This is a genomic window from Aminobacter sp. P4_D5, from assembly GCF_056401815.1.
The window spans coordinates 1-9,011 of sequence record NZ_JBFUIP010000203.1 but is presented as its reverse complement, the minus strand read 5'-3'; the positions used below and the strand labels follow the sequence as shown (position 1 = coordinate 9,011).

Here is a 9,011-nt window from a genome sequence, read left to right as displayed (position 1 = left end):
CGCCTATGTCGGCTGCTCGGGATGGTTTTATTGGAAATGGCGGGGACAATTTTACCCCGTGGATCTGCCCACAAGCGGTTGGTTCAATCACTACGCGGAGCAGTTCGACACCGTCGAAATAAACGCATCCTTTTATTCGTGGCCAACCGTCGCGAATGTGAAAGCCTGGCTGCGGCAGCCCGGTGAAAAAGACTTCGTCTACACGGTAAAGGTCTGTGAGTTGATTACTCACATAAGGAAGTTCGAAGGATCCGAAACCCTCGTTAAAGATTTCGGTATGATCGCCGATGGGCTGCTTTCTATTCCAGCTACCACCGAGTTACCACTTCACGGAGGTCAGATTAAACAGCATTCTTGGACAACTCGATCCGGCGCGTCGCAATGTGGTTGAGTTTCGTCACGTCAGTTGGTGGAACGACACGGTGTACTCGGCCTTTCGCGAAACAGGTACAATCTTTTGCTCATGCAGCGCACCACGTCTTCCTGATGAACTGGTGCGGACCGCCGACGATGTTTACCTGCGTCTTCACGGTCCCGAGCGCTGGTACCGGCATGACTATTCAGAATGCGAGCTAACACAATGGGTTGACCGAATCCGAGCTAGCGGCGCTAGGAGAGCTTGGGTCTATTTCAACAACGACTACGAGGGCTTCGCTCCAAAGAATGCGCTGGCTATGCGCCGTTTATTCGAAAAGCATCCGGCAAGCGGCAGATGCGTAGTTGTCCATGATTGAGACCCGCGGCCCGCTTTGAGCTTTACGCAGCCAGTTGACTTCCTTGTCCTTGCCCGCGGCCATTGCTGGCTGGGAAAGGTCGTGAACGAATTGTCTTCACCGTAGACCAAGCCCTTTGTCCGGCCGCCGTTAGAGTGAACTCTTGGTGATGCCCCGGCTGGCGCTTCGCCTTGCCAGTTTATCGTGCCCCGCCGAACACTAGGTGACCCGCCCGGTTTCACCGGGCGGGTTTTGCTCAAGCTGACGCTTTTGAGTATCAGACGACTGGGGGAATTCGCGCTGCGTAGCGTCTGCGCTCTTCTTCGATCTCTTCTGGGGAGAATGGGTCCGCGGTTTCGTCGAATGCGGTCCAACCGTCCTCGGCATAGGCCGCCCGACGCTCGTTGATATCCACCCGATTGGAGTTCTGAAGGATCGACCGTGCAGCGTCCTCTTCCGCTCCTTCCGTGACACGCGCCGTAACGAGTGTTCCGCCACGTCGAACCCCCTCCGCATAGACATGGGCGTCTTCGTCCGGTACTCCAGAATCAGTCAGCGCCCCGATTAGGCCTCCGGTCGCACCTCCCGCCAGTGCGCCAGCGGCAGCACCTGCAGCAGTCGCCGCCAGCCAACCCGCTGCCACCACTGGCCCCACCCCCGGGATAGCCATCACGCCAAGGCCGGTTAGCAAGCCCCCAGCCCCGCCAACCAACGCTCCGATGCCCGCTCCCTTGCCTGCAGCTTCGGCTGTATCGGAATCATGGTCGTCGTAAGAGCCATCTGCATTGCTGGCGACCAAGCTGATGTCTTCGTTCGTAATGCCAGCTTGCGCCAGCTTATCGACCGCAGCTTTTGCGTCGGAATAATTATCAAACAGTCCTGTCACACTTACCATTGTTTTCATCCTTATATTATGGTTACTGGGCTACTACGTTGCCCTGGTAGTCGAGCGAAACGACTACGTCCTTGCCGTCTTTTGTAGCTTTGCCCTGCCAGATTCCGCTCTCGGACTTCACCAGCGCAGAGACATTTTGGAACCCTGCGTCTTCGATTCGTTCTTTGGCTTGGGCCTCAGTGAAACTGTTTGCGCCTGCTACTGGCGCTGTCGGATTCGCAGAATCCGGAGTAGCGATAGCAGGAGTCTCACCGTCGCTTGATGGCTGGGTCTGGGCTTGGGCAAAAAGCGACGAGGCGGCCAGCAATGCCGCGCTAAGTATCAAATTTTTCATTCGTGTTCTCCTTGACTATTGTCGGGAGGAGAACATTGGAGCGCTGCAATAGTTCCCCAAAAAAACTCGCGAATCCGAATTATTAAAGTTTGTGCATCCACTTAAGTTCTACATGGATCGGGCGATCTACGGAGGACGGCCCGGCGAGTAAACGTATAGCGCGTGCGCTGGCCATATGTAGGCTCGATATAGCCGTACCTTCGCGGGAGACTACTCTTCAAACGACCAGACGTTGATTGTCCGGCGTTAGTGCGGTGCAAGCGATCAGAGAGTGGAGCATCCGATGATCACCGATCCTTCGCCGGAAGTTTAAGCCTGCCGGCGAAACCGGCAGGCCAAGAATTCGGCACGTGTGTGTTATGCGGCCAAGGCCTCGCGGTTGGCCTTGCTGTCGGCCAGCACCGTAAGATCCTTATCTGTGGTCTCTTCCTCGGCGAGTGTCGCGGCAAAAAGATTCGCGGCGTCGGGCATCTTCATGATCTCGGCCCACCGGCGAAGCGTGCCGTAGCGGGTGATCTCATAATGTTCCACAGCCTGGGCAGCGGAGATCAGGCCTGCGTCGCCAGCGGCAGTACCCTTGAACTCTTCTAGAATTTCCTCGCCTTCCTCGAGAATGCCGTCGATGGCAGGGCAGGTCTTTCCTTGCGCGCGCTTGCCGAGGAGTTCAAACACTTGCTGCAGCCGATCAACATGGCCTTCCGTCTGCTGGCGGTGTTTTTCGAAGGCGGCCTTCAATTCCGGTGAACTCGCGCCACGTGCCATCTTGGGCAGGGACTTCAGAATCTTGCGCTCGGCGTAATAGATGTCGCGAAGGGTGTCATAGAACAGGTCGTCGAGACCCTTTTCTTTAGTTGGCATGTTCATTCTCTCCCTGGATTGACCCTCGTGGGGAGCAGAACGGTCGGCTCAGCTTTCGGTTCCAACCCTAGCGGGTTTATTGTGTMTAACAGAGTCGAGCGCTATTCCGATGTCATTAACCCGCGCTTTGCACGCCGGATCTGGGGCGTTTTGTTCTTGTGAAAACGTATCACCACATTCGCGCAGCCGATTGAGCGTCGCCTCGCGGGCGGCGGTTATCGCGGCCCTGCTGAGCAGTTTTTGGAACTCGGGAGCTAACTCGTCGCCTGGTCGTGCGAGGGAATGAAACCGCAAAATTCCGTTCATTGGTGAAGCCCTTTCAGGCCTGAAACTTCGTTGAAGATCTCTGGATCAACGCAAGGCAGCTGTCGGCGTTCCGTGACGTGGCTTAACCGTCCCTCCATGGCATCAAAACATGGGCAGCCGCCGCCGCGAGCGGGTTACTCATCCGGGATCTGATCGTAGGTTCCTCGCGGTGGGTGCTGAGATTATCTATGCTTTGGGCCCGATAGTCGCGGTCTCAATGGACCAGCGCTCCAACCGCTGCCGCATCTTGATGCGCCCCTGACCAGGGGTGACCAGCATCCCGCGTTCATGAATCGCGGGGCGGAGTGTCATCTAACGCTGCTATCTAGCCATGCCTACCGAGTTGTTGGCTGGTAATCGCGGTTGACAACCTCAGCGGAACCTAAGCGCTGCATCGGCGTTGGATCACACCTGAATCCCATCTTCTTCGAGGAATTAAAGTCTGGCCAATACCCCAAGACAGTCGGGTAGCCCCGCCCTGAGAGGAAACGGCGATGAGCTCCATCAGATAGCCGACGACAGGGAGGTCCTGACGACCGCTCAAGGAGGACCGGTAGCTGATGATCAGAACACTGGCGGCGTCGAGGCCGCGGACGGAAGCTGGATCGAAGGCAAACACATGATCGACGGCGGGCCGTCGGTCCTACTCGGGAGTTCTTCATGCAAATCATTCACACCGAAGTTGCACAGGCAACCGCACCAAACGGACAGCCGCTCCTGCGCGTGATTTTTTGCGGGGAAGGTGGCGAGTGCGTCACCGTCGATATGGCCAATGTCGAAGCGGGAAATGACGGGACCGCCATCGATCGGGCGAGGGCAATCCTGGTTCAAACTGCCACTTTCGATTTGGCGGTCAACGACTATGAAAAGCAAAGTAACGGCAATTTTGACCAAGTCGGCGTCACTGCAGCCGATGACGAGAATGGCCGCGTCTACATCTTCGAGTATTGCGACGGTAATACAGACCGGCGCGTTCCCCCAGCGATAATGCCGAGCCTGGAAGCTGCACGCGAGGAAGGGGTGCGCCGCGCCGTTGACCTTCTCGGCGACCTGCAGCCCGGCCCGGATGATCTGACCGGGTGGCTGGTGCGAGTACGCGATCAAAAGGGCGAATTGCTTTACGCCATCGACGTGCAGGAGGCGAAAAAGGCCAGGTGATTGAGACAATGACGCGCCGGCGGTTTAAAATCACTAAGTGTGCACTCCCTGTAGCCGAACAGAGCAGATCGGATGCTAGCACTCCGACGTTTGAGTTCTTTCACGAGGGGGCGCTGGACTGATCATGGCAGCGAAAGGCCTTGTGCACGGTCCGCTGGGGAAAAGCTCCCTGCATTTGTGCGTCGACATGCAGCAACTGTTCGGGCCTGGCAGCCCTTGGGCTGTGCCTTGGGCCGAAAAGGTGCTCCCGGCAATTGAGGAATTGACGGCGCATCGTCCGCGGCAAACGATCTTCACGCGCTTCATTCMAGCTGCCCGCCCGGGCGAAGGACCGGGCATGTGGGCGCGGTATTATCATCGCTGGGCGGAAGTCACTCTTGTCAATATCGATCCAAGAGTCGTCGGATTGATGCCGTCTCTGGGCCGCTATGTACCCCCAGCGAGGGTTCTCGATAAGCGTGTCTATTCGCCGTGGACGGAAGGCGGGCTCGACGCGATGCTGAATGGTTCGGGGATCAACACGCTGGTGATTACCGGTGGCGAGACTGACGTCTGTGTACTTGCCACCGTGTTCGGCGCAATGGACCGAGGCTTTCGGGTTGTCCTTGTGACGGATGCCATCTGTGGCTCGGCAGATCAGACGCACGATGCGTTGATGGAACTATATCGTTCCCGCTTCAGCGAGCAGGTCGAAATCGTTGAAATGGCAGAGGTTCTTGATTGCTGGCGACAATAGGTACGGATCGGGTTGGAGAGCAATTTTGAAATCATTTTTCCGCGATAATGGACTGACGATTACCCTGGTGGCTATGTTCCTGGTCAGCCTGGTGGGCATGGTCTGGTCGGGACATGCTGCCTACAACGAGGAGCTCCGAGAGCATGGAGGGGCTGCCGTGGGGCTGATGGCCTATTTGAAAAGCGGGGACTTTCTGTCTGCGCTTTTTGAGAACTGGGAGAGCGAATTCCTGCAGATGTCGGCCTATGTGATGCTGACGGCAGTGCTTTTTCAGCGCGGCTCGGCAGAGTCTCGCGACCCCGATGATCCTGATCGGCCCAAGGATGAACTTTCGCAGGCAACGCAAAGCCGCAGGCCGATCTTGTCGTGGCTGTATTCTTATTCACTAGGAATAGCCTTGGCATTGCTGTTCATCGTCACTTTTGGGTTGCATTGGGGCGCAAGCCTGTTGGCGGCGAATGAAGCTGCCATCCGGCACGGCAGTGCCGTTCAATCCCTGGCAAGCTATGTCGTGGACCCGCAGCTTTGGTTCGAATCCTTCCAGAACTGGCAATCCGAGTTCCTGTCTACGGCGGTCCTGGTCGTGCTATCAATTTTCCTTCGGCACAAGGGTTCTCCCGAGTCGAAACCTGCTGGCGCATCTAACTCTGAAACGGGCGCGTAGGTGGGTTAGTGCACGGCACATCATGCTCCCGTACCATGACCCTTCAAGCAACAGAATCGCCTCCGTCCAAAGCCGAGATCGGATCGCTCCTGGGGCATCGCCGCGCTTGCGCTAACAACCATGCCGACATGGTCTTTCACCCACCTGGCGCGTCGCGGTAGATCTTGGTCGGACGGGAAGAATAGCGCGTCAGCGCCTCGGCGGTATCATCGATTTGGATAGCGGATCAGTAGTAGCCACTCGGGCAGGGTGCGACATAGGCACGGCCATAACGGTCACGGAAGCGACACTGGTTGGGTTCATTTGCACGGCCGATCAGGCCACCAGCGACGGCACCAACAGCGCCACCGACAAGTGCGCCCTCGGCGCGATTTCCCGGAGCAGCAACAGCACTACCAACGGCAGCGCCACCGAGGCCGCCAATAACTGCGCCTTGCTCTGTCTGCGAGCAGGCTGCAAGCGGCACCATCAGCACAAGGCTCAACACCAGTTTCGTCATCACCAATCACTCCTAAGGAAAGCCCGTACAATGCACGACAGCGAAAATCGATCCACGGCTTGTGGCGCTTAGTAGCATTGAAAAGCCTCGACATTTCGCTCGCGTGATGACGAGCCACATGCGGGCTGCAAGATGGATCTGGGGTGCGGCAGCCGTCGTTTTAGATCTAATACGTGCAAGCGTCGGCTTCCCTGGGCTTGTCAACTGCATTGGGATATTGGGACGGCAGGAAGGGACGAGTCGCCGTAAACGCAACGGCGCGATTGCGTGCTGCCCGGACCCGTCCGCCGCGCCAGCCGGATGCGAAGCGCAAATAATCGTCGATCTGGCCGTCGAAGGCGAGGTGTCCCAGCGTGGGTTAGCCTCGCCCCACCGGAATCCGTCTTCTTGGACGAGAAACGTCACCTTTCAATGATATGCACCACCTTGCGGGTTTGGGGGTCGATCAGCACGGTGCGACCATCAATTACGACGTACTGATACCTGGTCGGCAGGGTGTTTTCAGCAAGTTCGCCCGGCTTGAAAATATCCGGGATGATCGCGCCGACTATCAGTTCAAAGTTCGACGGACGTTCCACCACGACCGGATTGGTTTTTACATATTCTCGGACGACGACCTCCTGTTCAGGCGTAACCACGACAGTTTGGGCAGTCGCAAGAGCGGTTCCAGCGAGAAGGATAGTAGCGGCCAACGTGCTTTGGAAAGTCATATCTGCCTCCTGGGGTTTGAGGCCCTAATAACCGCTGTCGGGCGAAACAGTTCCGCAATCGTCCCCTGCGTCAAGCAAGGGAAGGCAGAACGGGTTCCGCTGAAGGAAACGGATGTGGTCTTCATACGAACTGAACTAGCGGCCAAGAGTGCAGAGGCATCTGCGTTTAATCTGCGTTCAAGAACACCGGCGAGCTGGCAAATGATGGTTCCCTAGAGGCCACAGGAACAGCTTTAAACGAACGCCCCCGCTAATAGCGTGATCGCGCCAATGGTGACCAATAGCAAGCCTGGCCAGTTGCGACCGGTTCCAAAGAAAACTGCGCCACGACGCCAAGGCTCCAGCGTGCGGCCAGCAATCGGGTCTGCGTGGCTGTCGCTCAGATGGCCTCTGTAAATGGCTGCAAATGCCAGCATCACAATCCCACAAATGACCAGCAACGCGCCGAACCACATAACTGCGGCCATGGCCATACTCCTCTCAGTTGCGAACCAACGCGCAACTGGGGGAAATCGATCCGATGGAGATTATCTCTGCTCACAGAACGAGTTTCGATGGTGTCGGTGGAGTCTAGTCGCGTGGAATGTGATGAGCTCGCTTTTTCTTCAACGGGGCCGATTCAGAGTTGATCGGCAAAATCTGCTATCGGTGCAACCGTCTCCCCAGCATGCGCGTTGAGTAGCATGGAAATGAGCCCAATCATCTGGATAAAGGGCGGCGAGTTCTCTCTCCGGAATATCGTCTCCGTTCCCGACGCAGTCGAGTTCCTCGAACAGTGGCCGCTCGATAAACGCAACCCGTTCTTCTATTTGGCAGAGCAGGCGCTGCAGGGTGCAATCAACGGCTCCATTCCCATCGATCAGGCTAGGGAGGCTTTTGAAACATTCTGCAATGAGGCTGGCATACTGGCCGAACAACCGGAGGATAGAAGCTAGATTGGCCCTCCGTAGCTATCAGGAAGGCCACCATCACACTTCCTGGCCGCCGTTTTTGGGGAGGAATGAAACTATGTCATTGCTGGGCCTTGCTATCCGCCTGGCAACGGAAAAGCACGAAGGGCAATTCGACAAGGCCAATGAACCTTACATTCTTCATCCCCTTCGGGTCATGCTTGCGCAAACGAGACAGGCCGAACGGATTGTCGGGGTTCTTCACGACGTAGTCGAAAAGAGCGATGTCACCCTTGATGACCTCGTCGAGATGGGATTTCCAGCTGAGATCGTGTCGGCTGTCGACGCAATGACACGACGGGAGAACGAGGACTATTTTGACTTCGTGAGGCGAAGTGGAGCCAATCAACTTGCCAAGCCCGTTAAGCTCGCGGATGCAAGACAATTTGCGCGCGGTCGTCGAACACGGCTTGCCGGAAGATGCGGACAAGTACGTACGGGCGCTAGAAATCCTCGAGCCAAAATTGACCTGAAATTCGACGTCAAAATTTGGCCGCCTAGTCGAGCGGCGACACGGCCTGTAATGACAAATTCATCAGTGTGTTCGCTCCAATAAAAGTGGTCGGAGGAACTGTAGACCCTCGCAGGAACCAACCGTCCGCGAATGCGTTCTCCGGGGGCTGCGCTTGCGGGGGAGAAATGACTGGCAACGATGTCCTCTCCAAATTGCTTTCACCCGACGGGAGTTTGATCGGGTCGAAATATCGTGAGACGCTCGATGAGTTGCCGCTTGCTGTCTATACAACTGACGCGAACGGCATCATCACCTATTTTAATCAGGCGGCCGAAGACCTCGCGGGACGCACTCCTGAGGTCGGCAAAGACCTCTGGTGCGTGAGTTGGGAATTGCGCCGGTCCGACGGCTCGCTATTGCTGCACGACGAATGCCCCATGGCTCGAGCCCTAAAACAGAGGCGACCGATTAGGGGAGAGGAATTAGTTGCAGTGCGCCCCGACGGGACGAAGGTGTCAATCTTGCCGTTCCCGACTCCGACTTTTGATGAACACGGCATATTAACCGGGGCGGTGAATGTACTTGTTGACATCACAGAACGGAAAAAATCCGAGACAGAATTACATGAAAAGACAAGGCGTATCGAGGAGTTTAATAGAATAGTATCTAGTTTATCCAGTGATATGTCGTTGGAAAAAATCGCACAGCTTGTGACCGACAGCGCAACCAAGCTC

Annotated in this window: 14 protein-coding genes; 8 read left to right on the top strand and 6 right to left on the bottom strand. The window is 56.5% G+C overall.

The window, feature by feature from the left end; translation table 11 throughout:
• Both AC1DWF_RS27680 and AC1DWF_RS27675 read left to right on the top strand, forming a co-directional pair.
• On the top strand, nucleotides 1-391 hold a 391-nt coding region (locus AC1DWF_RS27680; protein WP_476842297.1), incomplete at its 5' end, for a DUF72 domain-containing protein.
• Complete coding sequence (locus tag AC1DWF_RS27675; RefSeq protein ID WP_476788983.1) at nucleotides 288-734, top strand: DUF72 domain-containing protein; 447 nt, start codon at nucleotides 288-290, stop codon at nucleotides 732-734. The genes AC1DWF_RS27680 and AC1DWF_RS27675, both read left to right, overlap by 104 nt.
• 256 nt (nucleotides 735-990) lie before the next feature.
• Here AC1DWF_RS27675 and AC1DWF_RS27670 read toward each other — a convergent pair whose 3' ends face one another.
• The 3 genes from AC1DWF_RS27670 to AC1DWF_RS27660 form a co-directional block, all read right to left on the bottom strand.
• Nucleotides 991-1,608 (bottom strand): general stress protein, encoded by a 618-nt coding sequence (locus tag AC1DWF_RS27670; RefSeq protein ID WP_476788984.1) that lies wholly within the window; start codon nucleotides 1,606-1,608, stop codon nucleotides 991-993.
• A 22-nt stretch (nucleotides 1,609-1,630) separates the two neighbouring features.
• Nucleotides 1,631-1,942, bottom strand: coding sequence for a PepSY domain-containing protein (locus tag AC1DWF_RS27665; protein WP_476786538.1), 312 nt, complete (start codon nucleotides 1,940-1,942; stop codon nucleotides 1,631-1,633).
• Between the two features lie 357 nt (nucleotides 1,943-2,299).
• Nucleotides 2,300-2,800 carry a YciE/YciF ferroxidase family protein gene (locus tag AC1DWF_RS27660; RefSeq protein ID WP_476788985.1) on the bottom strand — a complete coding sequence of 167 codons (501 nt, stop codon included), beginning with the start codon at nucleotides 2,798-2,800 and terminating at the stop codon, nucleotides 2,300-2,302.
• Nucleotides 2,801-3,766: 966 nt separating this feature from the next.
• On the opposite strand from AC1DWF_RS27660, the gene AC1DWF_RS27655 reads away from it, so the two are divergent.
• The 3 genes from AC1DWF_RS27655 (at nucleotide 3,767) to AC1DWF_RS27645 (ending at nucleotide 5,664) form a co-directional block, all read left to right on the top strand.
• Complete coding sequence (locus AC1DWF_RS27655; protein ID WP_476788986.1) at nucleotides 3,767-4,264, top strand: DUF6894 family protein; 498 nt, start codon at nucleotides 3,767-3,769, stop codon at nucleotides 4,262-4,264.
• Nucleotides 4,265-4,388: 124 nt separating this feature from the next.
• Nucleotides 4,389-5,000 (top strand): cysteine hydrolase family protein, encoded by a 612-nt coding sequence (locus AC1DWF_RS27650; protein ID WP_476842296.1) that lies wholly within the window; start codon nucleotides 4,389-4,391, stop codon nucleotides 4,998-5,000.
• A 25-nt stretch (nucleotides 5,001-5,025) separates the two neighbouring features.
• Complete coding sequence (locus tag AC1DWF_RS27645; protein WP_476804220.1) at nucleotides 5,026-5,664, top strand: DUF6766 family protein; 639 nt, start codon at nucleotides 5,026-5,028, stop codon at nucleotides 5,662-5,664.
• Between the two features lie 226 nt (nucleotides 5,665-5,890).
• On the opposite strand, the gene AC1DWF_RS27640 is transcribed toward AC1DWF_RS27645, so the two are convergent.
• The 3 genes from AC1DWF_RS27640 to AC1DWF_RS27630 all read right to left on the bottom strand — a co-directional run bounded on the left by AC1DWF_RS27640 (nucleotide 5,891) and on the right by AC1DWF_RS27630 (nucleotide 7,340).
• On the bottom strand, nucleotides 5,891-6,163 hold the full coding sequence (locus AC1DWF_RS27640; protein WP_476786532.1) for a glycine zipper domain-containing protein: 273 nt from the start codon (nucleotides 6,161-6,163) through the stop codon (nucleotides 5,891-5,893).
• Between the two features lie 401 nt (nucleotides 6,164-6,564).
• Nucleotides 6,565-6,873 (bottom strand): DUF1236 domain-containing protein, encoded by a 309-nt coding sequence (locus AC1DWF_RS27635; RefSeq protein WP_476786530.1) that lies wholly within the window; start codon nucleotides 6,871-6,873, stop codon nucleotides 6,565-6,567.
• Nucleotides 6,874-7,106: 233 nt separating this feature from the next.
• Entirely contained in the window at nucleotides 7,107-7,340 is a 234-nt protein-coding gene (locus AC1DWF_RS27630; protein ID WP_476786529.1) for a hypothetical protein, read from the bottom strand.
• A 222-nt stretch (nucleotides 7,341-7,562) separates the two neighbouring features.
• Here AC1DWF_RS27630 and AC1DWF_RS27625 point away from each other — a divergent pair, with 222 nt between their 5' ends.
• The 3 genes from AC1DWF_RS27625 to AC1DWF_RS27615 all read left to right on the top strand — a co-directional run.
• The gene (locus tag AC1DWF_RS27625; protein WP_476789607.1) at nucleotides 7,563-7,808 is read left to right on the top strand and encodes a DUF982 domain-containing protein; all 246 of its coding nucleotides are present in this window, start codon (nucleotides 7,563-7,565) and stop codon (nucleotides 7,806-7,808) included.
• A gap of 73 nt (nucleotides 7,809-7,881) precedes the next feature.
• Nucleotides 7,882-8,379 (top strand): HD domain-containing protein, encoded by a 498-nt coding sequence (locus AC1DWF_RS27620; RefSeq protein ID WP_476786527.1) that lies wholly within the window; start codon nucleotides 7,882-7,884, stop codon nucleotides 8,377-8,379.
• An 83-nt stretch (nucleotides 8,380-8,462) separates the two neighbouring features.
• The coding region (locus AC1DWF_RS27615; protein WP_476842295.1) for a PAS domain S-box protein at nucleotides 8,463-9,011 on the top strand (549 nt) is incomplete at its 3' end.